The organism is Solwaraspora sp. WMMD792, assembly GCF_029626105.1.
GTDB lineage: Bacteria > Actinomycetota > Actinomycetes > Mycobacteriales > Micromonosporaceae > Micromonospora_E.
In genome coordinates this window covers 4,895,025-4,920,277 of sequence record NZ_JARUBH010000009.1, presented here as the reverse complement: position 1 = coordinate 4,920,277, position 25,253 = coordinate 4,895,025, and the positions used below count along the sequence as shown (strand labels likewise).

Annotated in this window: 25 protein-coding genes and 1 pseudogene; 15 read left to right on the top strand and 11 right to left on the bottom strand. The window is 71.4% G+C overall.

All coding sequences use genetic code 11. The annotated features are described in order from the left end of the window. Positions 1-51: 51 nt before the first annotated feature. From O7629_RS22930 to O7629_RS22920, 3 genes are all read right to left on the bottom strand, one after another. Positions 52-966: a sugar ABC transporter permease gene (locus O7629_RS22930; RefSeq protein ID WP_278174645.1), complete on the bottom strand. Its 915-nt coding sequence runs from the start codon at positions 964-966 to the stop codon at positions 52-54. A 98-nt stretch (positions 967-1,064) separates the two neighbouring features. Beyond that, a complete protein-coding gene (locus O7629_RS22925; RefSeq protein ID WP_278171670.1) occupies positions 1,065-2,369 on the bottom strand; it encodes an ABC transporter substrate-binding protein in 1,305 nt (434 codons plus the stop codon). 225 nt (positions 2,370-2,594) lie between these two features. Further along, positions 2,595-3,356, bottom strand: coding sequence for a maleylpyruvate isomerase N-terminal domain-containing protein (locus tag O7629_RS22920; RefSeq protein ID WP_278171669.1), 762 nt, complete (start codon positions 3,354-3,356; stop codon positions 2,595-2,597). 69 nt (positions 3,357-3,425) lie between these two features. Between O7629_RS22920 and O7629_RS22915 the strand changes: the two genes are divergently transcribed. Further along, positions 3,426-4,547 carry a UDP-N-acetylmuramate dehydrogenase gene (locus tag O7629_RS22915; protein WP_278171668.1) on the top strand — a complete coding sequence of 374 codons (1,122 nt, stop codon included), beginning with the start codon at positions 3,426-3,428 and terminating at the stop codon, positions 4,545-4,547. Here the strand turns inward: O7629_RS22915 and O7629_RS22910 are convergent. Together O7629_RS22910 and O7629_RS22905 are read right to left on the bottom strand one after the other, a co-directional pair. After that, entirely contained in the window at positions 4,544-5,410 is an 867-nt protein-coding gene (locus O7629_RS22910; protein ID WP_278171667.1) for a class I SAM-dependent methyltransferase, read from the bottom strand. The two genes, O7629_RS22915 and O7629_RS22910, sit on opposite strands and share 4 nt — an antisense overlap. Before the next feature lie 14 nt (positions 5,411-5,424). Continuing rightward, on the bottom strand, positions 5,425-6,213 hold the full coding sequence (locus O7629_RS22905; RefSeq protein ID WP_278171666.1) for an SDR family oxidoreductase: 789 nt from the start codon (positions 6,211-6,213) through the stop codon (positions 5,425-5,427). Between the two features lie 186 nt (positions 6,214-6,399). On the opposite strand from O7629_RS22905, the gene mshA reads away from it, so the two are divergent. The 3 genes from mshA to O7629_RS22890 all read left to right on the top strand — a co-directional run bounded on the left by mshA (position 6,400) and on the right by O7629_RS22890 (position 9,391). Continuing rightward, positions 6,400-7,764, top strand: coding sequence for a D-inositol-3-phosphate glycosyltransferase (mshA, locus tag O7629_RS22900; RefSeq protein WP_278171665.1), 1,365 nt, complete (start codon positions 6,400-6,402; stop codon positions 7,762-7,764). An 11-nt stretch (positions 7,765-7,775) separates the two neighbouring features. Continuing rightward, positions 7,776-8,291, top strand: coding sequence for a YbjN domain-containing protein (locus O7629_RS22895; RefSeq protein ID WP_278171663.1), 516 nt, complete (start codon positions 7,776-7,778; stop codon positions 8,289-8,291). A gap of 86 nt (positions 8,292-8,377) precedes the next feature. Then, the gene (locus tag O7629_RS22890) at positions 8,378-9,391 is read left to right on the top strand and encodes a hypothetical protein (protein ID WP_278171662.1); all 1,014 of its coding nucleotides are present in this window, start codon (positions 8,378-8,380) and stop codon (positions 9,389-9,391) included. A gap of 323 nt (positions 9,392-9,714) precedes the next feature. Here O7629_RS22890 and O7629_RS22885 read toward each other — a convergent pair. After that, positions 9,715-10,941, bottom strand: a pseudogene (locus O7629_RS22885) (MFS transporter); the annotation flags it as partial. 160 nt (positions 10,942-11,101) lie between these two features. On the opposite strand from O7629_RS22885, the gene O7629_RS22880 reads away from it, so the two are divergent. Further along, a complete protein-coding gene (locus O7629_RS22880) occupies positions 11,102-11,860 on the top strand; it encodes a phosphoglyceromutase (RefSeq protein WP_347403689.1) in 759 nt (252 codons plus the stop codon). A 92-nt stretch (positions 11,861-11,952) separates the two neighbouring features. On the opposite strand, the gene phoU is transcribed toward O7629_RS22880, so the two are convergent. Then, positions 11,953-12,600: a phosphate signaling complex protein PhoU gene (gene phoU, locus O7629_RS22875; protein WP_278171657.1), complete on the bottom strand. Its 648-nt coding sequence runs from the start codon at positions 12,598-12,600 to the stop codon at positions 11,953-11,955. A 198-nt stretch (positions 12,601-12,798) separates the two neighbouring features. On the opposite strand from phoU, the gene O7629_RS22870 reads away from it, so the two are divergent. Both O7629_RS22870 and O7629_RS22865 read left to right on the top strand, forming a co-directional pair. After that, on the top strand, positions 12,799-14,121 hold the full coding sequence (locus O7629_RS22870) for an ATP-binding protein (protein ID WP_278171655.1): 1,323 nt from the start codon (positions 12,799-12,801) through the stop codon (positions 14,119-14,121). Between the two features lie 34 nt (positions 14,122-14,155). Beyond that, entirely contained in the window at positions 14,156-14,839 is a 684-nt protein-coding gene (locus O7629_RS22865) for a response regulator transcription factor (RefSeq protein WP_123605755.1), read from the top strand. A gap of 49 nt (positions 14,840-14,888) precedes the next feature. On the opposite strand, the gene O7629_RS22860 is transcribed toward O7629_RS22865, so the two are convergent. Then, entirely contained in the window at positions 14,889-15,728 is an 840-nt protein-coding gene (locus O7629_RS22860; RefSeq protein ID WP_278171652.1) for a hypothetical protein, read from the bottom strand. Between the two features lie 76 nt (positions 15,729-15,804). On the opposite strand from O7629_RS22860, the gene O7629_RS22855 reads away from it, so the two are divergent. Beyond that, positions 15,805-16,803, top strand: a complete 999-nt coding sequence (locus tag O7629_RS22855) for a Ppx/GppA phosphatase family protein (protein ID WP_278171650.1) — start codon at positions 15,805-15,807, stop codon at positions 16,801-16,803. A gap of 10 nt (positions 16,804-16,813) precedes the next feature. Next, a complete protein-coding gene (locus O7629_RS22850) occupies positions 16,814-17,653 on the top strand; it encodes a sugar phosphate isomerase/epimerase (protein ID WP_278171649.1) in 840 nt (279 codons plus the stop codon). A 61-nt stretch (positions 17,654-17,714) separates the two neighbouring features. Here O7629_RS22850 and O7629_RS22845 read toward each other — a convergent pair whose 3' ends face one another. The 3 genes from O7629_RS22845 to O7629_RS22835 are packed head-to-tail and all read right to left on the bottom strand — an operon-like array spanning position 17,715 to position 19,759. After that, positions 17,715-18,266, bottom strand: a complete 552-nt coding sequence (locus tag O7629_RS22845) for a CGNR zinc finger domain-containing protein (protein ID WP_278171648.1) — start codon at positions 18,264-18,266, stop codon at positions 17,715-17,717. A gap of 18 nt (positions 18,267-18,284) precedes the next feature. Continuing rightward, entirely contained in the window at positions 18,285-19,451 is a 1,167-nt protein-coding gene (locus tag O7629_RS22840; protein WP_278171647.1) for a glutathionylspermidine synthase family protein, read from the bottom strand. Between the two features lie 2 nt (positions 19,452-19,453). Next, positions 19,454-19,759: a hypothetical protein gene (locus tag O7629_RS22835; protein ID WP_278171646.1), complete on the bottom strand. Its 306-nt coding sequence runs from the start codon at positions 19,757-19,759 to the stop codon at positions 19,454-19,456. 74 nt (positions 19,760-19,833) lie between these two features. Between O7629_RS22835 and O7629_RS22830 the strand changes: the two genes are divergently transcribed. From O7629_RS22830 to O7629_RS22805, 6 genes are all read left to right on the top strand, one after another. Beyond that, the gene (locus O7629_RS22830) at positions 19,834-20,754 is read left to right on the top strand and encodes a proline dehydrogenase family protein (RefSeq protein ID WP_278171645.1); all 921 of its coding nucleotides are present in this window, start codon (positions 19,834-19,836) and stop codon (positions 20,752-20,754) included. A 71-nt stretch (positions 20,755-20,825) separates the two neighbouring features. Beyond that, entirely contained in the window at positions 20,826-22,526 is a 1,701-nt protein-coding gene (locus O7629_RS22825) for a hypothetical protein (RefSeq protein ID WP_278171644.1), read from the top strand. A 195-nt stretch (positions 22,527-22,721) separates the two neighbouring features. Continuing rightward, positions 22,722-22,934: a helix-turn-helix domain-containing protein gene (locus O7629_RS22820; protein ID WP_123605749.1), complete on the top strand. Its 213-nt coding sequence runs from the start codon at positions 22,722-22,724 to the stop codon at positions 22,932-22,934. Positions 22,935-23,155: 221 nt separating this feature from the next. Next, positions 23,156-23,257 (top strand): AURKAIP1/COX24 domain-containing protein, encoded by a 102-nt coding sequence (locus O7629_RS22815; protein WP_007465623.1) that lies wholly within the window; start codon positions 23,156-23,158, stop codon positions 23,255-23,257. Between the two features lie 67 nt (positions 23,258-23,324). Next, the gene (locus tag O7629_RS22810; protein ID WP_278171641.1) at positions 23,325-24,389 is read left to right on the top strand and encodes an NAD-dependent epimerase/dehydratase family protein; all 1,065 of its coding nucleotides are present in this window, start codon (positions 23,325-23,327) and stop codon (positions 24,387-24,389) included. Then, a complete protein-coding gene (locus O7629_RS22805; RefSeq protein ID WP_278171639.1) occupies positions 24,386-25,249 on the top strand; it encodes a lysophospholipid acyltransferase family protein in 864 nt (287 codons plus the stop codon). Before O7629_RS22810 ends, O7629_RS22805 begins: the two co-directional genes overlap by 4 nt. Positions 25,250-25,253 lie beyond the last annotated feature (4 nt).

Below are 25,253 nucleotides of genomic sequence, written 5' to 3'. Positions count from 1 at the left end.
CGTACGTCAGTTTGCTGGCGCTCCACAGGTGCTGACTGGCTTTCACGGTGCTCACCCCTGCTTCCGGGTGCTGTTGCCGAGCCGGCGGATCACCAGCACGTTGATCAGCGAGATGACGACGATCAGGGCGAACAGCATCCAGGCGATCGCCGATCCGTAGCCGAAGTTGAAGTGCGGCGCGAACGCGTTCTCGAACATGTACATGGTCATCGTCTGCGACTCGCGCAGCGGCCCACCCCGGATCGGGTTGGGGCCGGAGTTGAACAGCAGCGGCTCGGTGAACAGCTGCAGCCCGCCGATGGTGGAGATGATGACGCAGAAGACGATCGTCGGCCGCAGCATCGGCACGGTGATCGACCAGAACTGTCGGACCGGGCTGGCGCCGTCGATCGACGCCGACTCGTACAGGTCCTTCGGAATGGACTGCATCGCGGCCAGGAAGATCAGCGCGTTGTAGCCGGTCCACCGCCAGTCGACCATCGTCGAGATCGCCACCCAGGCGCCGAACCGGGTGTTGCGCCAGTCGATGGCGTCGATGCCGACCAGGTCCAGCGCCCAGTTGATCATGCCGAACTCGCGGCTGAACAGCTGGCCGAAGACGATCGCCACCGCCGCCGTCGAGGTGATGTTCGGGATCAGGATGCTCATCCGGAACGACGTACGGGCCCGCAGCTGCCGGTTCAGCAGGTGGGCCAGCCAGAGCGCCAGCAGCAGCTGCGGCACGGTGGAGATGACGAAGATGCCCAACGTGTTGAGCACCGAGTTCCAGAAGTCGCCGTCGGCGAGCAGCCGGCTGTAGTTGTCGAAGCCGACGAACGGGTGCTCGGCGGCGAGCAGGTCCCAGTCGTGCAGCGACACCCAGAACGTGTAGCCCAGCGGGTAGGCGCCGAAGATCGCGAACAGCACGAAGAACGGCGCGATGTACAGGTACGGGGAGGCTTTGGTGTCCAGCCGGGCCAGCCACAGCCGGGGCCGCCGGTGCGGCGGCTCGGGCTGTCGCCGGGCCGGCCGGGTGGCGTCGGCGGCCGGCTGCTCCGGCTCGACCTGCGCCACCCGGCCCGCGGTCACTTCTCGGCCGCCGTCTTGGCGTTGTTCACCGCGTCGGTCCAGCCCTCGTCGGGCGTACGCTGACCCAGCTCGACCGTACGGACGGCGTTCTCCACCTCGGTGCGGACCGCCTGGTTCTTGGGTCCCATGTAGACCGGCTTGAGGTTCTTGGCGCCCTCACCGAAGATCTGCCCGATCGGGGCGTCGTTGAAGTACTCGCTGGTCGCCTCCAGGATCGCCGGGTCGTCGAGCGCCTGCGGCGACGACGGCAGCGGGCCCTTGGCCTTGAACGCCCCGATGTGCCCCTCCGGGCTGGTCAGGAACTTGACCAGCTTGACGGCTTCCTCCTGGTGCTCGCTCTGCGCCGGCACGGCCAGGTGCGACCCGCCCCAGTTGCCGCCGTCGCCGGGCACCTTGGCGATGTCCCACTTGCCGGCCGCCTCCGGGCCGGCGTTGCCCTCGATCACGCCGGTCATCCAGGCCGGGCAGGCGATGGTGGCGAACTTGGCCTGCTTGAACGCGGCCACCCACTCGTCGGACCAGGCGCCGTACTTGCCGCTCAGGTCGGAGTCGATGATGTCCATGGTGATGTCCCAGGCCTGCTTGACGGCCGGGTTGGTGTCGACGACGAGGTTGTCGTCGAGGTCGTAGTAGTGGTAGCCCTCGGCGGCGCCAGCGGTCTGCAGCACGATCGTGTTGAACGTCTGGGTCGCCGCGTCCAGGAACGACGCGCCGGTGTCGGCCTCGACGAACTGCTCGCCGACGGAGATGTAGTCCTGCCAGGTCGGCCAGAGCGCGGAGACCTCGTCGCGGTCGGTCGGCAGCCCGGCGGCCTCGAACAGGTCGGTGCGGTAGCACATCGCCATGCCGCCGACGTCGGTGCCGAGCCCGATCAGCTGGCTGCCGTCGGCGGTCAGCGCCTGGTCCCACTTCCACGGCATGAAGTTGCCTTCGAGCTCGGCGGCACCGTGGTCAAGCAGGTTCACGAAGTTCTGCGGGTTGGCCTTGTACTCGATCAGCAGGCCCTCCTCGATGGCGACGATGTCGCCGGCGCCCTTGCCGGCGGCCAGCCACTGGGTCAGCTTGGGGGAGTACTCGTCGAGGTTGGTGCCGGTGCCCCGTTCGACGATCTTGATGCCCGGGTTCTCGGCCTCGTACTGCTTGTACAGCTCCTCGTAGCCGAACTGGCCGAAGACGTCGACGGTCAGGGTGATGGTGCCGTCGTCGGCGGCTTCGTCGCCGCCGCAGCCGGTGGCTGCGGCGAGTACGGTGACCGCGGCGGCGGTCGCGGTGACCAGCCGACGGCGTGAATTGGCGCCCATGGATTGACCCCTCTCAGGTCCAGGCATGGTGGGGTGCGGAAACTGCGTGGTTGCTGGCTGGCTCTCTGTCGACCCTGACGACCTGGCCGGGTGATCCGGCAAGGCCTGGTGAGAGCGCTCTCACGAGAGTGGGACGTCAATCACTCCCCTGTCAAGAGAGCGTTCTCAGAACGTTGCCGGCGCGTTACCTACACCAGTCCCGACGGACGAAAGAGCGGGCAGTGGTCAGCCGACCCGCAGCGCGTCCAGCAGTGCCGCGTCGCCGGAGACGTCCAGCACGTCGAACTGCACCCGACCCCAGAGCCCGAGGAGCAGGTCACTCGCGGTGCCGGTGGCCAGGGTCCGGGTGTGGTGATCATCGGAGTCGAGGATCGTGTCGGTGTCCAGCAGCGCCATTCCCTCGCCCCGCAACCGGACGTACCACTCCTGATCGGCGTCGGTCGCCACCAGATGCGTCACCCCGTACGCCGGCTGGTGGTTGCGCCGCCGGCCCGCCGGCAGCCAGGTGTCCAGCACCTCGCTGATCCCGTCCACCGCCAGTTTCGCTTCGACCGGCTCCACCCCGACGACCGCCGTCTGCGCGTCCCAGCGGTGCACCGCGGTCTCGTGCGCTACCCGCCGTACCCAGAAGCCGACCTTCTTGGCCTGCGGCGCCCAGTTCCATGCCGGCAGTTCCGGGTCGAGCCCGTCCAGCAGGGTGACCAGCGCGTCGTACTCCTGCTGCCACCAGCCGACCGCTTCGGCCCCGTCGGGTTTGGCGGCGGCCGGCGGCCGCTCCTCCCTCGGGTCGGCGACACCGCGCGACACGGTCTCCCGCACCCACATGTACACGATGCCGAGGTGGTGCACCAGGTCGACCACCGTCCAGTCCGGGCAGGACGGCACCGGCGCGTCCAGCGGCGCCTGGGCGACCGCCGCCCGGAACGCCGAACCGTCCGCCCGCAGTGCGCCGAGCCAGAAGTCCTTGGAGCCGTGCAGCCTGCTCATCATGATCCTCCGGGTCGAGCCGACAGCCAGTGGCGTGGCGCGGGTGGATTCCAGCCTAGGGTGAGGGGCGTGCCTGACGTTAGTGCCCACGCGCCATCTGCTGAAGACCCGACGGCCCTTGCGCCGTTGGCACGCTATACCACGCTCGCCCTCGGCGGCCCGGCCGACCGGCTGGTCACCGCGACCACCGCCGACGAGTTGACCGAGGCGGTCCGGGACGCCGGCCGGCGCGGCGAGCAGACTCTGCTGCTCAGCGGCGGCAGCAACGTGGTGGTCGGCGACGACGGCTTCCCCGGCACGGTGATCCTGGTCCGCTCCACCGGGTTCCAGGTGGTCGCCGAGGAACCGGCGAGGGCTGGTGGTCCGGCCACCGTCACCATCCGGGTCGAGGCCGGCGAGCCGTGGGACGACCTGGTCGCCGCCACCGTCGCCGCCGGCTGGTCCGGGGTGGAGTGCCTGTCCGGCATCCCCGGGGCGGCCGGTGCCACCCCGATCCAGAACGTCGGCGCCTACGGTCAGGAGGTCGCCGAGACCGTGCAGGCCGTGCACGTGCACGACCGGCTCACCGACGAGCGGTACGCGTTGTCCGCCGCCGACTGCCGGTTCGCCTACCGGGACAGCCTGTTCAAACGCAACGACCGCTACCTGGTGCTGGCGGTGGACTTCCGACTGGCCCGCAGCGAGCTGTCCACCCCGGTGCGCTACGCCGAGTTGGCCCGCAGCCTCGGTGTCGCCGTCGGTGACCGGGTGCCGCTGGCCGACGCCCGTGCCGCGGTGCTGCGGCTACGGGCCGGCAAGGGGATGGTGCTCGACGCCACCGACCCGGACACCCGCTCGGTGGGCTCGTTCTTCACCAACCCGGTGCTGGACGCCGCCGCCGCGCGGCGGTTCCACGCCCGGGTCGCCGCGGCCGGGACGGGCGAGCCGGCGACCTGGCCGGTCGCCGGTGGCGACTCGGTCAAGGTCAGCGCGGCCTGGCTGATCGACAAGGCCGGGTACGGCAAGGGCTACCCGGGCGGCGACGCGCCGGTCGCCATCTCCAGCAAGCACACCCTGGCGCTCACCCACCGGGGCGGCGGCAGCACCGCCGCGCTGCTCGACCTGGCCGGCACCATCAGAGACGGGGTCCGCGACCGGTTCGGCGTGACCCTGCACCCGGAGCCGGTCCTGGTCAACTGCTCGTTCGACTAGCCGACCCGCCGGCCGGATTCGACCGTTGCGCCGTCGGCCGGGGCCACCGCCGACCAGGGCACGGTCAACTCGCCGAGCCGCCACCGCGCCGGTCGGTCCAGCACCGGCCAGCCGCCGTCGCGCACCGCCGCCACCGTGCGCAGCCAGCGCTGCCGTGGCCCGTACGGTGCGTAGCCGGCCGCCGCCCGCCAGCTCTCGTCGAGCGCCCGCAGCAGCGCGTGCACCCGCTCGCCCGGCACGTTGCGGTGGATCAGCGCCTTCGGCAGCCGTTCGGCGAGCACCGCCGGCCCGTCGCCGGCCGGGCCGGCCAGCGTCGCCAACCGGCCGGCCAGGGTCAGCGAGACCGGCCCGGTGGCGTCGAGCAGCACCCAGGAGCAGACCCGGCCCGGTTCGTCACAGGTCCCCTCGACCAGCAAACCTCCGGGAGCGAGCGCGGCGCGCATCGTCGCCCACGCCGCCGCGACGTCGGGTTCGGCGTACTGGCGCAGTACGTTGAACGCGCGGACCAGCACCGGCCGGAGCCCGGCCAGCTCGAATCCACCCCGGCCGAAGGTCAGTTGTGGCGGCGCGGCGGCCGGAGCCGCCGCCGCGACCCGGTCCGGGTCGATCTCCAGGCCGACCACCCGCACGTCCGGTCGCACCGACCGCAGCCGGGCGGCCAGCTCGACGGTGGTCACCGGGTGGGCGCCGAAACCGAGGTCGACCACCAGCGGTGGCCGGGCTGCGTCCGTCAGTGCCGGCCCGCAGCGGTACGCGATCCACCGGTCGGCCCGGCGGAGGCGGTTCGGTGCGGTAGTGCCCCGGGTGACCTCGCCGACCGGCCGGGCCGCGTCGGGCGCGCGGGCTCCGACCGGTCGGGCCATTCGACTCCCCCTGCTCACCCGGGCAGCACCCGGTGCACCTTGTGCTGCGCTGCCTGGGCCAACGGGCGGACCACCAGCCGGTCCACGTTGACGTGCTGCGGCCGGGTGGCGCACCAGGCGACGCAGTCCGCGATGTCGTCGGCGACCAGCGGCTCGGCCACCCCGGCGTAGACCGCGTCGGCCCGTGCGGTGTCCCCGCCAAACCGGTTCACGCTGAACTCGTCGGTACGCACCATGCCCGGATCGATCTCGACCACCCGGACCGGCCGGCCGCACAGCTCCAGTCGGAGCGTCTCGGCCAGCGCGGTCTGGCCGTGCTTGGCGGCGGTGTAGCCGCCACCGCCCTCGTAGACGACCTGCCCGGCGGTGGAGCCGATCACCACGACGGTGCCGGCCCCGCTGGCGGTCAGCGCCGGCAGCAGAGCCTGGGTGACCCGCAGCGTGCCGAGCACGTTCACCTCGTACATCCACCGCCAGTCGGCCACCGGTGCGGACTCGACCGGGTCCAGCCCGCGCGCCCCGCCGGCGTTGTTCACCAGCAGGGTGACCCGCCCGGACCGGTCACCCTGCCGAGCCAACCCGCTGACCGCCTGCACCAACCCGGCCACCGATCCGTCGTCGGTGACGTCGCAGGTCACCGCGGTGGCGGCCCCGCCGTTGTCGCGAATCGAGTCGACCAGGTCGGCGAGCCGGTCGCCGCGGCGGGCGGCGGCGACCACGTGGAAGCCCTCGGCGGCCAGCCGGCGGGCGGTTGCCGCGCCGATTCCGCTGGACGCTCCGGTGACGATGGCGATCGGTGTCATCCAGCCATTGTCGCCGCTTGGCGGCCCGGGACGGTCGCCGCCGGTCGGTCTCGGGCGTCGCCGTCGGCGAGAGGTGGGTCACCTCCACCCGCTGTAGTGCGGCATGTCGCTGCCAGTACCGGGAAGATGTGACGGGTCGTCCTGGTTGGTGGCGTTGGCTGCGATCAGGCGAGCGGAGGGAGCGACGTGGTGCAGGTGGGTCAGGCCGGGCCGGGTGACAACCCGCCGCCGCGTCCCCGTCGGGTCGCGACACTGTCGGTGCACACCTCTCCGCTGGACTCGCCGGGCACCGGCGACGCCGGCGGCATGAACGTCTACATCGTCGAGGTGTCCCGGCGGCTGGCCGAGGCCGGCGTGGAGGTCGAGATCTTCACCCGGGCGACGGCGGGTGGCGTACCGCCGGTGGTGGAGATGGCACCCGGCGTACGGGTGCGGCAGGTGATCTCCGGCCCGCTGGAGCCGCTGCCGAAGGAGGACCTGCCGGCGCAGCTCTGCGCATTCACCGCCGGGGTGCTGCGGGCAGAGGCCGCCCGGGCACCCGGCTACTACGACCTGATCCACTCACACTACTGGCTCTCCGGGCAGGTCGGGTGGCTGGCGAAGGAGCGCTGGGGGGTGCCGCTGGTGCACACCGCGCACACGCTCGCCAAGGTCAAGAACGCCCGGCTGGCGGCCGGTGACCGGCCGGAGCCGGCCCCCCGGATCATCGGCGAGGAACAGGTGGTCACCGAGGCGGACCATCTGGTGGCGAACACCAGGACCGAGGCCGGCGAGCTGATCGACTGGTACGGCGCCGAGGCGGACCGGGTCTCCGTGGTCGAACCGGGCGTCGACCTGGACCGGTTCCGGCCCGGCCCGCCCGGCCGGGAACAGGCCACCCGGGCGGCCGCCCGACGGCGGTTCGGCCTGCCGGTCCGTGGCCATCTGGTGGCGTTCGCCGGCCGGATCCAGCCGCTGAAGGCGCCGGACGTGCTGCTGCGCGCGGTGGCCGCGCTGCGTCGGCGGGATCCGGGTGCGGTCGCCGATCTCACGGTGGTGGTCGCCGGCGGCCCGAGCGGCACCGGTCTGGACCAGCCGGGTGCCCTGATCGACCTGGCCAGATCGCTGGGAGTCGAGGATCTGGTGCGGTTCATGCCGCCGCTGGGCCATACCGACCTGCCGGCCCTGTTCCGGGCCGCCGACCTGGTCGCGGTGCCGTCGTACAACGAATCATTCGGCCTGGTCGCCCTGGAGGCTCAGGCCTGCGGCACGCCGGTGCTGGCCGCCTCAGTCGGTGGCCTGGTCACCGCGGTCCGCGACGGGCACAGCGGGATGCTGGTCGACGGGCACCACCCGGACGACTGGGGCCGGGCGATCGGCGATCTGCTTGCCGCTCCGGCGTTGCGGGACCGGCTCGGTCGGGGCGCGGTGGAGCACGCCCGGCAGTTCTCCTGGACACGCACTGCGGCCGGGCTGCTCGACGTTTACGGTGAGGCGGTGCGGGCGTACCGCGCGGCGACCGCCGCCGGGATGTCCCGGGACGCCGACGCCCTGTCGGCGAGCGTGGGTTGACCAGGAGCGCCATGAGCGGACGAGCCGAGGTGGCGGCGCTGATCGAGGCGGTCTGCGCCGATCGCGAGCTGAGCTGGGAACCGACCGGTGACCTGTCGTACGCGGTGACGTTGCCGGGCACCCACAAGCTGAAGACGGTGTGCAATCTGATCGTCGGCGAGCAGGCGCTGCGAATAGAAGCATTCGTGATGCGGCAGCCCGATGAACGGCGTACTGAGTTGTGGACCTGGCTGCTGCAACGCAACGCCCGGATGTACGGTGTCGCCTTTTCGATCGACGCGGTCGGCGACATCTACCTTACCGGTCGTGTCGGGCTGGCCGGAATCACCGAAGACGAACTGGACCGGATACTCGGCTCGGTGCTCACCTATGCCGACGAGTCATTCGACGCGATGCTGGAGATCGGCTTCGGTTCGGCGATCCGCCGCGAGTGGGAATGGCGGGTCAAGAGAGGTGAATCGGTGGCGAACCTGCGCGCCTTCACGCACCTTTTCGACGACAAGACGCCGGAGGATCCAGGTTTGTAGGGAGTCAGCAGGGTACTGCTCGCATGGTGGCGCAACCGTCGCCCACTGCCCCCCGCAGGCACACTGTCAAAGGGAGTGAGCAGACCATGCCTCAACAGACCAGCACCCGGCGCCGCAGCCCTGCGTCGAACGGACGGTCCAAGGCCGGCCGTAGCTCCACCTCGGCCCGCAGCTCCAGCTCGGCTCGCAGTTCCAGCTCGGCCCGCAAGTCCAGCTCGGCGACCATCGGCCGGGCCGGCGGCGCGGTCCGGGAGAGCGACCTCGCCGACCTTCGCGTCGACGAACTGCGAGACCAACTGCGCAAGCGTGGGGTGACCGGCACGTCCAACCTGCGCAAGCCCGATCTGATCAAGTCGTTGGCGCGGGCGATGCGGCGGGGTACTCCGGCGCGGGCGAAGCAGGCGTCCCGGCCGAAGGCCGGTTCGCCGACCTCCCGGCGTTCGGCGCCGGCTGGCAAGAGCACCAGTGCGGCCCGCAAGAGCGCCAGTTCGGCCCGGTCCGGCACATCGTCGCCGGCCCGCAAGAGCGCCGGTTCGGCCCGCAAGAGCGCCGGTTCGGCCCGCAAGAGCGCCGGTTCGGCCCGCAAGAGCGCTAGTGCGGCGCGCAAGAGCACCAGTTCGGCGGGGCGGAGCGCCGGTTCGGCGCGCAAGAGCACTAGTGCGGCCCGCAAGAGCGCCAGTTCGACGGGGCGGAACACCTCTGGTGCGGGCGGCGGCGGACGGTCCGGCGGTGCCAAGATCCGGTCCGGAGCCAAGTCGTCCAGTTCGCTGAAGTACGCCCAGCGTATCGACGATCCGCAGCAGCACGCCGAACGTGCCGGGCGTAGCCTGATCACCACCGATCACCGGACGATCCGGCAGTGGGCCGACGCCCGGGGCGGTACACCGGCGACCGTCAGCGCCCCTCGCGATGGCCGGCCCAGCGTGCTGCGGATCGACTTCCCCGGCTACGGTGGCGGCAATCTACGAAGAATTTCCTGGGATGAGTGGTTTGGGACGTTTGATCAGCGTCGGTTGAACTTCATCTACCAGGAACAGCGCACGGACGGTACGCCGAGCAATTTCTTCCGGCTCGAATCTCCCGACCGCGAAGATGCCTGAGCGTGTATTCGCCATCACTCGTCGGTGTTGTTGCGGGCGTAAACCCCGTTCGGCACCTCGGATGGTGTGATTGGGCGTACAACCGAATCGCCTTGTCCATCGGAAGTGTCAGGAACTACGGTTGAGTCACGCGCCGAGCCCGGGATTGGCTGGGGGCCGTCGGACCGGTTCGGTCCGAACAACCGGGCTGGGTGCCGGGGGACCGGTGGCATTGGGCCGTTGGGGGACGGCGCCACCCGAAACCGGCGGCGAGGGGGAGCGACGCTTACGGGGGTGAGTGTCGCTCCCCGCCGCCGGTTATCCGTTTCCGCCGGAGGGCCCGTCCGCAGCTCGGCGGCCCGCCGCTCGCGAGCCGGTCCGGCGATCAGCTGACCCACCGCGACCACCCCGCCGATCGCGGCGCAGCCGAGCCACAGTGCGGTGTTTCCCGCGTACTGCCAGACGAAGCCGCCGGTGATCGGCGCGGCGAAGGCGGCGACCGACCAGGACAGCGAGAAGACACCCTGGTAGCGGCCGCGCAGTGCGGCCGGGGTCAGCTCGGCGATCAGCGTCGCGTTCGACGGCGAGTTGAGCATTTCGCCAGCGGTCCAGATCAGCACTGTCACCGCGTACAACCAGGCGACGTCGGCGACGGCGGTCAGGCCGAAGCCGACCCCGACGATCACCGCGGCCAGAGCCAGCACGTGCGAGCGGTTGCGGCCGGTGATCAGCCGGGGGACGAAGAGCTGCCCGACCACGATGAGCACGCCGTTGAGCGCCATCACCACGCCGAACGTGGTGGGGGACAGCCCGTCGTCGGCCATCGCGATCGGCAACATCGCGCCGTGCTGCATGAACACCATGGCCAGCAGCACGTTCAGCCCGACGAAGCCGAGGAAGACCCGGTCGGTGACGACAACCAGCAACCCGGCCGGTCGGGCCGCGACCACGGCCGCGCCGATCGGTGCCGCCGCCTGGGTCGCCGGCCGGGTCTCACCGACCTTGACGAAGACCAGCGCGGCGGTGGCCAGGGTGGTGCTCGCGTTCACTGCGAACAGCAGGAAGTAGTCGACCTGCGCGGCGAGTCCGGCGAGCACCGCCGCGAACGCGTACCCCAGGTTGATGGCCCAATAGTTGAGCGAGAAGGCACGCAGCCGGTCGGCGGCCGGGACCACGTCGATCATCATCGCCCCGTACGCCGGCCGGGCACCCTCGTTGAACAGGCCGAGCAGTGCGGCGCCCACCAGGAGCAGCCACCACCGGTCGGCCAACCCGAGGACGATCAGCATGGTGGCAGCGCCCAGATGCGCGGTGAGCAGCGTCGGGCGGCGCCCCCAGCGGTCGGCGAGCGTCCCGCCGAGCAGGGTGCCGACGGCTCCGCCGGCGCCCCAGGCGCCGAGCACCAGACCGGCCTGGGAGCCGGACAGGCCGCGCCCGGCGGTCAGGTAGATGGCCAGGAAGATCACGACGAACGAGCCGAGCCGGTTGATCAGACTGCCGGTCCACAGGTACCAGAAGGCCCGGGGCAGGCCGCTGGTGGTCTGCTGTAGCCATCCCCGCGCACCCGACATCGGCTAGCTACCCCCGTGCAGTAATGAACAGTGCAACATCTGTGCCTTACACGCTAGGTGGCGGGCGGCGTACCGAGCATGCGAATTTCCGCGTGGCGGTCGTCACCCCGGCCGGCCGGTGCCCCGGGCCGGTGAACCTCCGGGCACCGGGTCCGGCAGGATGGACGACATGACTGTGGGGACACTGGTGCTGCTCCGGCACGGCGAGAGCGAGTGGAACGCGAAGAACCTCTTCACCGGTTGGGTCGACGTGGATCTGACCGCCAAGGGCGAGGCCGAGGCGCGGCGCGGCGGTGAGCTGCTGGCGCAGCACAACCTGCTGCCGGACGTGGTGCACACCAGCGTGCTGCGGCGGGCTATCCGGACCAGCGAGTTGGCGCTGCACACCGCGGACCGGGGCTGGATCCCGGTGCGCCGGTCGTGGCGGCTCAACGAGCGGCACTACGGCGCGCTACAGGGCAAGAACAAAAAGCAGACCCTGGACGAGTACGGCGAGGAGCAGTTCATGCTCTGGCGCCGCTCCTACGACACCCCGCCGCCGCCGATCGCCGACGACGACGACTGGTCGCAGGTCGGCGAACCTCGGTACCGGGAGCTGCCGCCCGAGCTGATGCCCCGCACCGAATGCCTGGCCGACGTGGTGCGGCGGATGCTGCCGTACTGGTACGACGCGATCGTGCCGGACCTGCTCGCCGGCAAGCAGGTGCTGGTCGCGGCGCACGGCAACTCGCTGCGGGCGTTGGTGAAGCACCTTGACGGGATCTCCGACGAGGCGATCGCCAAGCTGAACATCCCGACCGGCATCCCGCTGCGCTACGACCTGGACGGCGCGCTGCGGCCGGTCAACGCCGGCGGTGACTACCTGGACCCGGACGCCGCCGCGGCAGCGGCCGCCGCGGTCGCCAACCAGGGCCGCTGAGCCGTCGGGCCAGGGGTACGGGACGTGGTCCGCCCCGTACCCCTGGCCCCGGTCACGGCCGGCCGGGCACCACCGCTGCCCCGGCCGGCCGGTCAGTCGTTCGGGTTCACCCCGGTCACGTGGTAGACGACCCGCCGGCCGGCGTTGACCGCGTGGTCGGCGTACCGCTCGTAGAACCGGCCCAGCAGCGCGCCGTCGATGGCGGTCTCCGCACCGTACGGCCAGTCCTTGCCCAGCAGCACCCGGAACAGCTTGCGGTGCAGTTCGTCCATCGCGTCGTCGTCGCTGTCGAGCTCGGCTGCGGTCTCCGCGTCCGGGGTACGCAGCACCCCGACCACCTTGGCGATCATGCGGTCGGCGACCTCGGCCATCTCCGAGAAGACTCCGCGTAGCTCGGCCGGGACCGCTGGTGACGGGTGTCGCCGCAGTGCGGTCTTGGCCACGTGGTCGGCGAGGTCGCCCATCCGCTCCAACCCGGAGGCCACGTGCAGCGCGGTGATCGCCATCCGCAGGTCGGAGGCGACCGGCGCCTGCCGGGCCAGCAGATCGCTCACCCGCTCCTCCACCGTGCGGTAGAGGGCATCGATCTCGGCATCGTTGACCAGTACCAGCTCGCCGGCTTCGCGGTCGGCGGTGAGCAGCGCGCCGGTCGCCCGGCGCAGCGCCGTCTGAGCGGCTTCCGCCATCGATACCAGCAGCTCGCTGATTTCCTGCAGCTCGGCCTGGAACTCCTCGCGCATGGTGGCCTTCCGTCGTCGTGGTGGGAGGTCTCCGGTCCTGGTCCCGCCCGGTGTCGCCCACACCGTATGGCGGCTTGCCGGCACCCAGATGAACAGGGGTGAACAGAGCGGGGCGGCAGTATGAACATCTGGCGATTGCGGTGAGATATGTCCTGTTCGGGTGGCTGACCAGGTTAACAATGACCCTACGATCGCCCCGTGGATTGGGCGGTTCTGGCCGGCGGTGCGGCCGTCGGCACTGGCGGCGGGCTCGTCGCCGGTCTGCTCCTGGCGCGAGCCCGGGCACGACAACTGGCATCCGCCCCGGTCGAACACCGGGGCGGGCAGCGTACGTCCAGCAACGGGAGGCCGCAGATCGTCGCGAACGACGCCGCTGCGGCACCCCCGGCCCCGGACCGCAGCCTCATCGACTCGTTGGCCCGCCGGAGCCTGGACTCGTTGCGGGTCGGCGTGGTGGTGCTCGACGACACCGACATGCCGGTGCTGGTCAACCCGGCGGCCCGGGCGATGGGCATGCTCCGGGCCGGGCCGACGCCGGGCAGCGTCACCGCGCACCCGATCATCCGTACCCTGGCCGGGCAGGTCCGCCGCACTGGCGTGCGTCGCGAAGTGGAGCTTGACCTGCCCCGGGGCCGCGAAGGCGGCACCCAGGACCCGCTCGGGGTGCATCTGCGGGCCGTCGGCCTGCGCGGCAACCACGTGGCGGTCGAAGCCGCCGACGTCACCGAGTCGCACCGGGTGGCCCGGGTCCGCCGGGACTTCGTCGCCAACGTCAGCCATGAGCTGAAGACCCCGATCGGCGCCCTGCAGCTGCTCGCCGAGGCGTTGCTGGACGCCACCGACCCGGACAGCGCGGTCACCGACCCGACCGAGGACGTGGCCGCCGCCCGCCGGTTCGCCGAACGGATTCAGCACGAGTCGACCCGGCTCGGCCGGCTGGTCAACGAGCTGCTCGAACTCACCCGCCTGCAGGGAGCCGAGCCGCTGCCGGCCCCCGACCCGATCGCTGTCGACTGGGTGCTGGCCGAGGTCGTGGACCGGACCCGTACCCCGGCCGCAGCCCGCCGGATCGAGGTGACGGTGACGGGCGAGCGCGGGCTGACCGTGTACGGTCGCGACAGCCAGATCGCCACCGCGGTGGCGAACCTGGTGGAGAACGCGATCGCCTACTCCGGGGAGGACACCCGGGTCACGGTGACCGCCTCCCGGGCCGACGAATACGTCGACATCGCCGTCGCGGACCAGGGCATCGGCATCGCCCCCGACGAGGTCGACCGGATCTTCGAGCGGTTCTACCGGGCTGACCAGGCACGCTCGCGCAGCACCGGCGGCACCGGGCTGGGCCTGGCCATCGTCAAGCACATCGTCACCAACCATGGCGGTCGGGTCGAGGTGTCCAGCACGCTGGGTGGAGGGTCGACGTTCACGCTGCGGCTGCCTGCCAGCCCGCCGGACGCCGCACTGCCGCTACCCGAATCGGTTGAGATCGACACCGGTCCGGCCGCGCACGAGCAGGTCTGAGCGGATCAGGCCGGACACAGGGAAGGAACGACAAGTGGCCCGGGTACTCGTGGTGGAGGACGAGGAGTCCTTCTCCGACGCGCTCTCCTACATGCTGCGCAAAGAGGGGTTCGAGGTGTCGGTGGCGCCAACCGGCACCGACGCGCTCACCGAGTTCGACCGCACCGGAGCGGACATCGTGCTGCTCGACCTGATGCTGCCCGAGATGTCCGGCACCGAGGTCTGCCGTGAACTGCGGCAACGCTCCCGGGTGCCGATCATCATGGTGACTGCCCGAGACAGCGAGATCGACAAGGTGGTGGGCCTGGAGATCGGCGCCGACGACTACGTCACCAAGCCGTACTCGCCTCGGGAACTGGTCGCCCGGATCCGGGCGGTGCTGCGCAGACAGAGCACCGAGGTGATCGAGCCGTCCACCGCGACGCTGACCGCCGGACCGGTCCGGATGGATGTCGAGCGGCACGTGGTGACCGTCGACGGTGACTCGGTCCAGCTGCCGCTGAAGGAGTTCGAGCTGCTCGAGCTGCTGCTGCGCAACGCCGGCCGGGTGCTCACCCGGGGGCAGCTGATCGACCGGGTGTGGGGTGCCGACTACGTCGGTGACACCAAGACCCTCGATGTGCACGTCAAGCGGCTGCGTTCCAAGATCGAACCGGAGCCGTCGGCCCCGCGCTTCATCGTCACCGTGCGCGGGCTGGGCTACAAGTTCGAGTCCTGACCGAATGTTGGTGCCGGTGCCGGTGCCGGGGCCGCCGGTCGCGTCGGTGTCAGTCCGACCGGCGGGCGTTCGGCGTCCGCCGGCGCGGCGTGGCCGGGTGCGCTGCCACCAGGCCACGCCGGGCCCGTGCCACGCACAGCTCGGCCAGACGGGCGTACGCCGCCTTGCCGACCAGCGCGGTCAGCTCCGGCTCGTACGACCGGTACATCGGCTCGCCCCCGACGTGCGCCTCCGGCGACGAGGTGCACCACCAGTCCAGGTCGTGCCCACCGGCACCCCAGCCCCGCCGGTCGAACTCGGTCAGCGTGGAGACCAGCACCTTGCTGCCGTCCGGGCGTTTGGTCCACTCCTGGTCCCGGCGGATCGGCAACTGCCAGCAGACGTCCGGCTTGTACTCCAGCGGATGCACCCCGTCGCGCAGCGCCTGGGCGTGCAGCGCACAGCCCCCGCCGCCGGGGAAGTCGGCGTCGTTGTGGAACACGCACGGCCCGTCGGCGCTGCGGGTGGCGGTCCGCCGCGCCGGATTCTTACCGTCGACGGTGTCCATCTCGGTGTAGTTCTTGAACCCGCGCCGGTAGTGCTGCCAGGTCTGCGGGGTGAGCCGCTTCGCGGCCGCCTTGACCCGGTTCTCGTCGTCGCTGTCGGTGAAGAAGGCACCGTGCGAACAGCAGCCGTCCCCGGCCCGCCCGGCGATGATGCCGTGGCAGGACCCACCGAACACACAGGTCCAGCGGGACAGCAACCAGGTCAGGTCGGCCCGGACCAGATGCGCGGCGTCGGCCGGGTCGACGAACTCGATCCACTCACGGGGAAAGTCCAGCTCGACCTCCCGACTGCGGGGGTCGGCCGGGGTCTCGACCAGGATCCGGAGCTCGTCACGGGGTGCCACCCGGCCAGCGTACGCCTGCCACCTGCGGCTGGCCGGGCAAGCGGGTCGGTACGCCGGGTTGGCCTAGGGTGATCACATGCGACTGGGTGTGCTCGACGTCGGTTCCAACACCGTGCATCTGCTCGTGGTGGACGCACACCCCGGCGCCCACCCGTGGCCGGCACACTCGGAGAAGTCGCTGCTGCGGCTCGCCGAACAGATCGGACCGGACGGCGCGCTCACCCCGGCCGGGGCGGACGCCCTGGTCGAGGCGGTGGCCGCCGCGCGGGCCGCGGCCGAGCACTGGCAGACCAGCGACCTGATCGCGTTCGCCACCTCGGCGGTGCGCGACGCCACCAACTCGGCGGCGGTGCTGGCCCGGGTCCGCGCCGAGACCGGCGTGCACCTGCAGGTGCTCTCCGGCGCCGACGAGGCCCGGATGACTTTCCTCGCGGTCCGCCGCTGGTTCGGCTGGTCCGCCGGCCGGCTGCTGGTGCTGGACATCGGCGGCGGCTCCCTGGAGCTGGCCGCCGGGGTCGACGAGGAGCCGCACCTGGCCCAGTCGTTGCCGCTCGGGGCCGGCCGGTTGACCCGGGAGCGGCTCGGGGTCACCCCGTTCACCGTCAGCCCGCCGGCCGCACAGTTCGTCGCCGACCTGCGGGAGTACGTCGACGCCCAGGTGCAGACGATGGTTCCGCTGCTGCAGGCGCAGGGCTGGGACCGGACGGTCGGCACCTCCAAGACGTTCCGCACCCTGGCCCGGCTGACCGGGGCCGCGCCGTCCAGCGCCGGGCTGTGGGCACCCCGGCGGCTGACCCGTACCGGGCTGCGTCAGGTGACCGGGTTCATCCGCCACATCCCGCCTGCCGAGTTGCACGAACTCGAAGGGGTCAGCGCCAGCCGGGGGCATCAGTTGCTGGCGGGGGCGGTGGTGGCCGAGTCGGTCATGCGGCAGTTGGGCATCGAGTCGCTGGACATCTGTCCGTGGGCGCTGCGGGAAGGGGTGATCCTGCGCCGGATGGCACAGCTGGAGCTGATCTCTGCCGGTGACCTGGGCGCGGTCACCGGTCCGGCAGGTCCGCGCCGACCGGGCTAGGCTGGGCGACGTGACCTCCGCGGTACCCGTGCTGCTCTCCAGCTCATCGGTGTTTCCCGAGCCGACGGCGGCCGCCTTCGAGCTGGCCGCCGCGCTCGGCTACGACGGCATCGAGGTGATGGTCTGGACCGATGCGGTCAGCCAGGACGCTGGCGCGCTGCGTGGGCTCGCCGCGCACTACGGTGTGCCGGTACTCGCTGTGCATGCCCCCTGCCTGCTGGTCACCCAGCGGGTCTGGAGCTCCGACCCGTGGGAACGACTGCGCCGCTCGGCCGTACTGGCCGAGACGCTCGGCGCGCCGACCGTCGTGGTGCATCCACCGTTCAGCTGGCAACGCGACTACGCCCGTACCTTCGCCGACGGGCTGCGTACCCTGCGCGACGCCCACCCACAGGTGCGGTTCGCGGTGGAGAACATGTTCCCGGTCCGGATGGCCGGCCGCGAGTTCGTTCCGTACCAGCCGGGCTGGGATCCGACCGAGGTCGGCTACGACGCGTACACCCTTGACCTGTCGCACTGCGCCGCGTCGCGGGCCGACGCACTGGCCCTCGCCGCCGCGATGGGCGACCGGCTGGAGCACGTGCACCTCGGCGACGGCAGCGGCCTCGGCCGCGACGAGCATCTGGTCCCCGGCCGGGGCAACCAGCCGTGCGGCGAGCTGCTCAGCTCACTGGCCGGCAATGGCTTCCGGGGCGCGGTGGCGGTCGAGGTCGCCACCCGCGGCGCCCGCAGCCGTACGGTGCGCGAGGCCGACCTGCGCGAGTCGTTGGCGTTCGCCCGCCGGCACCTGGCCGCCATCGACGGCGGCAGCCCCGGCCGGTCGGCGACCGCCGACCAGCCGGCCGGCTGAGCCGGAAAGACTGGCCGGCTGGGCCGGAGGAAACTGGCCGACTGGAGCCGGGGAAGACCGGTCAGCTGACCGGCAGCAGCGGCTTGTCCTCGACCGCGGCGCGTTTGCGGGCCCGGTGCGCGGCCACGTGCGAGCGGGTGGCGCAGCGCTCCGAGCAGAACCGCCGGCAGCAGTTCGACGACGTGTCCAGGTAGACGTTGCCGCAGCGGGCGTCAGCGCAGACGCCGAACCGGGCACTGCCGTACTCGCACAGCCAGACCGACAGCCCCCACACCGCCCCGGCCAGATACTCGGCGCTGACCGAGGCTCCCCGGCCGGTCACGTGCATGTGCCAGTCGTTCGAGTCGTGGCCGGAGATTCGCGGCTGCACCGGAAACGCCGCGAGCAGCGAGTTGAGCTCGGCGACCGCGTCGGCGTCGCGCCCGGTGGTGCCGTACTCGAAGACGTCCCGCAGGCGTCTACCGGCCCGCCGGAACACCGTCAGGTCGCGGTCACAGACCTCGTCGCACATCCAGACGTGGTCGCCGTGGAACAGCGCCCTCAGGTCGTCGAGGTCAGCCAACGGGGAGTTGACCAGATCAACTGCGGTCCGCGCGTAGGCGTCGAAGTCCACCTGACAACCGTAGACGATTCAGATCGCCCGGTGGGCGGCCACGTAGTGCGGCAGAAACCGGGCGTACCCGTCGGTTATCAAACCGGAACTCTCCCGCAACCCGGCACCGGCCGATTCGCCGTCCACCACCCAGCTGCCCAGCACCAGATGGTTGCCGTCGAACGCCGGCAGCGCCCGGAACTCCTGGTAGCACCAGCCTTCGGCGCCGTAGTCGCCCGGATTCTCGATCTCACCGCCAGCGGTCACGATCCGTACCGCCGCGCCTTCCCGGCCGAGCAGCGGCTTGGCGACGTACTCCGACATCCCGCGCGGTCCGTCCAGGTACGCCGGCAGCAGGTACGGGTGGTCCGGAAACAGCTCCCAGAGCACCGCCAGCAGGGCCTTGTTCGACAGCAGCAGCTTCCACGCCGGCTCTATCCAGGTGGTCGGGGTGCCCAATTCGAGCGCCAACCGCCCGTACGGCTCGGCCAGCATCCACTCCCACGGGTAGAGCTTGAAGCAGGTGGTGATCGGCTGGTCGGCGGCGTCGACGAAGCGCCGGCCGTCCCAGCCGACGTCCAGCATCGGCAGCAGCTCGACGGTCAGCCCGGCCTGGCGGGCGGTCTCGGCGAGGTAGCCGGCGGTCATCAGATCCTCGCCGGTCTCCTCCTCGCTCGACCAGGTGACGTGCAGCGTCGGGTGGTACATCCCGGCCTTGATCTGCGCCCAGCCCGCCACCAGCCGTTCGTGCAGGCTGTTCCACTGGTCGAGCTGCGGTCGGGTGTCCTCCAGCCAGTACCACTGCACGATCGCGGCTTCGACCAGGGCGGTGGGGGTGTCGGCGTTGTACTCCAACAGCTTCGGCGGCCAGGAGCCGTCGTACCAGAGATCGAACCGGCCGTACAGACTCGGTGGCCGCTCGCGCAACGACCGGGCGACGGCGTCGGCGGCCCACGCCGGAATGCCGAAGTCGGCGTACCGCCGGTGCGTCACCACGTGCTCGGCCGCCGTCACCGCCATCCGGTGCAGTTCCTCGGTCGCCTCCTCCAGCCGCAGCACTTCCGACAGGTCGAAGGCGTAGCAGGCGGACTCGTCCCAGTAGGACATCACCGAGCCGTTGGGTAGTTCGGTGTCGGCGTACACCAGACCCTGCTGCCGTACCGTCGCGTCCCAGTCCGGCCGGGGCCGACAGGTTTCGCGCCGCACGCTCAGCCGCCGCAGGAGGCGAGGTGGGTGCCGAATCCGCCCCGCTCGGGCATGGCCGCTGTGGTGTCGGCCGGAGCTCCCGGCGCGGTACGGGCGACGAACGCCCCGGCGCCGTCGGCGGCCATCGCCAGCACCGTCGTGCCGCCGCCGGAGCCGGCACCCATCGACCGGTCGTCGTCGCAGTCGTCGTCCGGGACCAGGTTGCAGCCGGAGAGGGAGAGCGCCAGCGCGGTGAGCGCACCGAGCTGGACACTGGTCGACCGGAGCCGGCGCGGGGAGATCTTGTCCACAGCACTGTTGTAGCTCACCGACGCACGCCCGGCGTCGCCGGACCTCGGCCACTGGCCGGGCCGGTCGTGGTCAAGGGCGATACGCTCGCCCTATGCTTCGCTCGGTCATCCTCGCCGCGTCCCGGTCGACCACGATCGAACGGCTGGTCGCCGCCGCCCCGTTCAGCCGCGACGTGGTACGCCGATTCGTCGGCGGCACCACCATCGACGAGGCGTTGACCGCCGCGGCCGAGCTCACCGGTACCGGTCTGGTGATCAGCATCGACCACCTAGGTGAGGACACCACCACCGCCGAGCAGGCCAGCGCGGTGCGGGCGGAGTACCTGGCTCTGCTGGACGCGCTGGACCGGGCCGGTCTCGCCACCGGCGCCGATGTCAGCGTGAAGCTCTCCGCCCTCGGGCAGCGGTTCGACGAGCCGGCGGCGACCGGGCACGCCCAGGCGATCTGCGCGGCGGCGGCCGCCGTCGGTGGCACCGTCACCCTCGACATGGAGGACCACACCACCACCGACTCGACCCTGGACATTCTGCAGACGCTGCGTGCCGACCATCCGTCCACCGGTGCGGTGCTGCAGGCGTACCTGCGGCGTACCGAGACGGACTGCCGGGAGCTGGCCACCGCCGGTTCCCGGGTGCGACTGTGCAAGGGGGCGTATGCGGAGCCGGAATCGGTCGCCTACCAGTCGGCGATCGACGTCGACAAGTCCTTCGTGCGGTGCCTCAACATCCTGTTCTCCGGCGCTGGCTACCCGATGCTGGCCACTCACGACCCGCGCCTGATCGCGATCGCCGAGGACCGGGCCCGCTGGTTCGACCGGGCGCCGGAGGAGTTCGAGTTCCAGATGCTGTACGGGGTCCGACCGGCCGAACAGGCCCGGCTCGCGGGGGAGGGCTACACCATGCGGGTCTACCTGCCCTACGGCACCGACTGGTACGGCTACCTGATGCGCCGGCTGGCCGAGCGTCCAGCCAACGTGGCGTTTCTCGGCCGGGCGCTGCGCTCCCGCGACTGACGCCGGCACCCTGTGTTGCCGCTCAACCCGGGCTGGACCGGGACGGTTCCGGCCCCCGTATCATTCGGCGGGTGACCGACCGGCAGGACTCCGTACCGACCGACCAGCCGGACCCGGACGGATCGGCGGATCAGCGAGAGCCGGACGGATCGGCGGACCGGCCGGAGCCCGATGGATCGGACGAATCGGATTCGTCTCCGACGGACCAGCCGGAGCAGCCGGATCCTGCGCCGGTCCCGGTGACCCCGCCGCCGGAGCGCCGCTGGTCGCTCTGGCCGGTGCTCGGCATCGTCGCGACGGTGTTGTTCTGCGCCGTGCCGGTGGTCGGCGCGGTGGCGCTGATCGACCGGTTGCCCAGCCCGGAACCGCCGGTGATCGAGCCGACCGTCACCCCGCAGACCGGCCCGCCGGCCAGCCCGGTGCCGGGTGATCCGCCGGCCGCTGTCCAGGCCTGGCTGCGTACCCAGATCAACGCCCTGCTCGACCAGCAGGCCGCCGCGCTGATCGCCGGCGACGAACGGGGGTTCCTCGCGGTCGCCGAACCCGGCTCGGCCGCCCACGACGATCTGGCCCGCCAGTTCCAGACCCTGCGCGCGATGCAGGTGACGGCGTGGCGCCCGTCGGTCAGTACGCTGCCGGTCGAGTTCGACCCGACCGCCAGCGCCACGCCCACGCCGGCGGCCACCGGGTCGGCCGCGCCGACCGCGACGACGACCACCGCCCCGACGGCCACGGCGACGGTCACCGCCGCACCGACGGCGACCGCGACGGTCACTGCCGCGCCGATCGCGACGGCGACGGTCACCGCCGCGCCGATCGCGACGGCGACGGTTACCGCAGGCCCGCCACCGTCACCGACCGCCCCGTCACCGACCGGCACCGAATGGCGGTTGCTGGTCAGCTACCAGCACTGCTTCGTGGTGCCCTCCTGCGAGACCAGCGAAGTGGTGGTCGGTCAGCGCTGGAGCACCGAGGGCGGACGGCTGCGCCTCGTAGCGGTCGAGCCGTCGCTGACCCTGCAGGACGGGCCCCGGCCCTGGGAGGTCAGTGAACTGGTCGTCGCGACCGGCAACCGGACCTTGGTGGCGACCACTCCGCAGTACCGGGACCTGCTGCCCGATCTGCTGCGCGACGCCGAGGAGGCGGCGGCGGTCGCGGACCGGTACGCGGTCTCCGGTGCCGCTCCGGACCGGTACCGGGTCTTCTACGCCGGTGCCGACGAATGGGGCAGCTGGTACGGCGGAAACCGTCCGGACTGGACCGCCGGGTACGCGGTGGCGGTCGGCGGCGGACACTACGAGATCGTGCTCAACGGCACCAATCTGCGCGACGTGGTCCGGCCGGACCTGCTGCGTCACGAGTTGACCCACGCCGCGTCCCTGCCGGACGGCGGGAACCGGGAGCGGGCCGCCTGGTGGCTGATCGAGGGACTCGCGGAGCACGCGGCGGCCGGCGGCCGGCCGGTGGTCCGCTACGAAGGGCTGGACGACGTCCGCCGGCTGGTCCTGGAACAGGACTGGCAGGGGCCGCTGAGCAGCGTCGAGCCGACCGCGGACGCCGAGGACTGGCAGGTAGGTGCCGGGTACGGGGTGGGCTACCTGGCGGTCCGGCACCTGGTCGACCGGTTCGGCGAGGAGCGGACGTTGGCGTTCTTCCGGTCCGTGGTGCACGACGGCGTGAGTCTCGACGAGGCCGCTCGGACGCAGTTCGGTGAAGCCTGGGAGGGCCTGCAGGAGGCGTGCGTCGACTACGTCCGGCGGGCGGTCGGCTGAGCCGTCACCCGCCGCCGTCGTGCCGGTAGCCCGTACGGGTGTCGGCCGTCCCGCCGTAGGGATCAAATGACGGAACGGATCGCGCCGGTCACAGCGACCCCGTTACCGTACTGGTAACACGTGCGTTGTCCGTCGCGGCGCGGAAGGGTCCCGCCGGGCGGCACGCGCCGGGGAAATGGGATGGATTGGTGAACCATGGCAGGATCACCACAGTCCGAGGACAGGCTGTCGGAGGTCAAGTTCCTGACCGTCGCCGAGGTGGCGAGGGTGATGCGGGTGTCCAAGATGACCGTCTATCGACTCGTGCACTCCGGTGAGCTCTCCGCGGTACGGGTCGGCCGGTCGTTCCGGGTACCGGAACACGCGGTGCACGAGTACCTGCGAGGGGCTTTCCGGGAGACCGCCTAGCGGGTATCCGGAGACGCCCGGCACCGACGCGTCCCCCGGCTGGCGCCGGGGCCGCGTTGGTGCTGATGACACGCGCGGGCTAGGCTTGACGCCGGCCGTGCCGTCGCATGCGCGGGTGAGTCCGCCCGCCGGCCCGGCCGGTTGTCCAGTTCGGTCCACGCGTCAGCCTCACCGCACGCTGCGCACGGGCCGACCCGAACGTTCGTTGGAAAGGCTTTCGTATGGGCTCGGTGGTCAAGAAGCGCCGCAAGCGTATGGCCAAGAAGAAGCACCGCAAGCTGCTGCGCAAGACCCGCGTCCAGCGTCGACGTCTCGGCAAGTGACCGTGGCCGGGCCCAGGCCCGGCTCAGCAACGCTCCGGTCACCCGCCGGCACTTGGAGGGCCCTATGGTGAGGTCCCCGACCGTGGTGGTAACCGGGACGAGCCGATTCATCGGTGCCCGGGTCGCCGGTCGACTCGCCGCCGACCCCCGGGTCGGCCGGGTCGTCGGGCTGGACACCGCCACACCGGCGCCGGACTTCGCGGATCTGTTGCGCGACGTCGACCAGGTCCGCGCCGACGCTGGTGCGGCCAGTGGCATCATCGCGGACCTCGATGCGTCAGCCGTCGTGCACCTGGCCGTGGTCAGTGGACCGGATCAGCAGTACGGCGGCCGCGCCGCGATGAAGGAACAGAACGTCATCGGCACCATGCAGTTGCTCGCCGCCTGCCAGCGGGCGGCTGGTCTGCGTAAGCTGGTGGTGCGTTCGTCAACGGCGGCGTACGGTGCCTCGTTCCGCGATCCGGCGGTCTTCACCGAGGACACCGAGCCCCGTGAGGTGCCGCGCGGCGGGTTCGCCCGCGACATCCTGGACATCGAGGCGTACGTGCGCGGTTTCCGCCGCCGGCGGCCCGACGTCACCGCCACCGTGTTGCGGTTCGCCCCGTTCATCGGCTCGACCGCCGAGACCAGTCTGACCCGCTACTTCGCCCAGCCGCTGGTGCCGACCGTCTTCGGTCGGGACCCCCGGCTGCAGTTCGTGCACGTAGACGACGCGCTCGAGGTGCTGCACCGGGCCGTGGTGGAAGACCGTCCGGGCACGTTCAACGTCGCCGGTCCGGGCGTGCTCACCCTCTCCCAGGCGATCCGGCGGGCCGGCCGGGTCGCCGTACCGGTGCTGGAGCCGGGGCTGTCGAGTGCCGCCGGCGTCACCCGGGCCTTCGGCGTCGGGCGCTACGGGTTCGACCAGATCGACCTGTTCGTCCATGGCCGGGTGGTCGACACCTCCCGGTTGATCCGCGAGTTCGGGTTCGAGCCGCGGTCGACGCAGGCCGCCTTCGACGATTTCCTGCGCGCCCACCCGGACGGGGCGCTGCTCGCCGGCGACCGGCTGGCCGCCGCCGAACAGGCGATCCTGGACGGCATCCGCCGGGCCCGCGCCGCCCGTGTCGGCGATCAGCGGAAACTGGCATGACCGTGCCGGACCGACCCGGCGACGTCTGGGATCAACGGGTGGCCGCCGGCCTGGCGTTCCTGCGCCGCCGGTTGGCCGGCGAGTACGAGGTGGACGAGTTCGGCTTCGATCCCGAGCTCACCGAAGGCGTGTTTCTGCCGGTACTGCGGGCGCTCTACCGCGAGTGGTTCCGCACCGAGGTGTCCGGGATCGAACACCTGCCGGTGGACGGTGCCGGGCTGGTGGTCGGCAACCACTCCGGCACGGTCGCGCTGGACGCGGCCGTGCTCACCGCGATCCTGCACGACGAGCATCCGCGGCACCGGCACCTGCGGCTGCTCAGCGCCGACCTGGTCTTCCGGCTGCCGTTCCTGTCCGAACTGACCCGCAAGTTCGGCGGTACGGTGGCCTGCAACCCGGACGCCGAGCGGTTGCTCGGTGGTGGGGAACTGGTCGGGGTCTTCCCGGAGGGCTTCAAGGGAGTCGGAAAACCGTACTCGCAGCGCTACAAGCTGCAACGGTTCGGTCGGGGTGGGTTCGTCTCGGCGGCCATCCGGACCGGATCGCCGATCGTTCCGGTGGCGATCGTCGGCGCCGAGGAGACCTATCCGATGCTGGCGAACATCGCCCCGCTCGCCCGGATACTCGGCCTGCCGTACTTTCCGGTGACGCCGACGTTCCCGTGGCTGGGGCCGCTCGGCCTGGTGCCGTTGCCGAGCAAGTGGCTGATCGAGTTCTGCCCGCCGATCCCGACCACCCAGTTCGCCGACCACGCCGATGACCCGTTGGTCGTGTTCAACCTGGCCGATCAGGTGCGGGAGACGATCCAGCAGGCCCTGCACCGGCTGCTGGATCGTCGGCCGGACCCGTTCGGCCGGTGAGCCG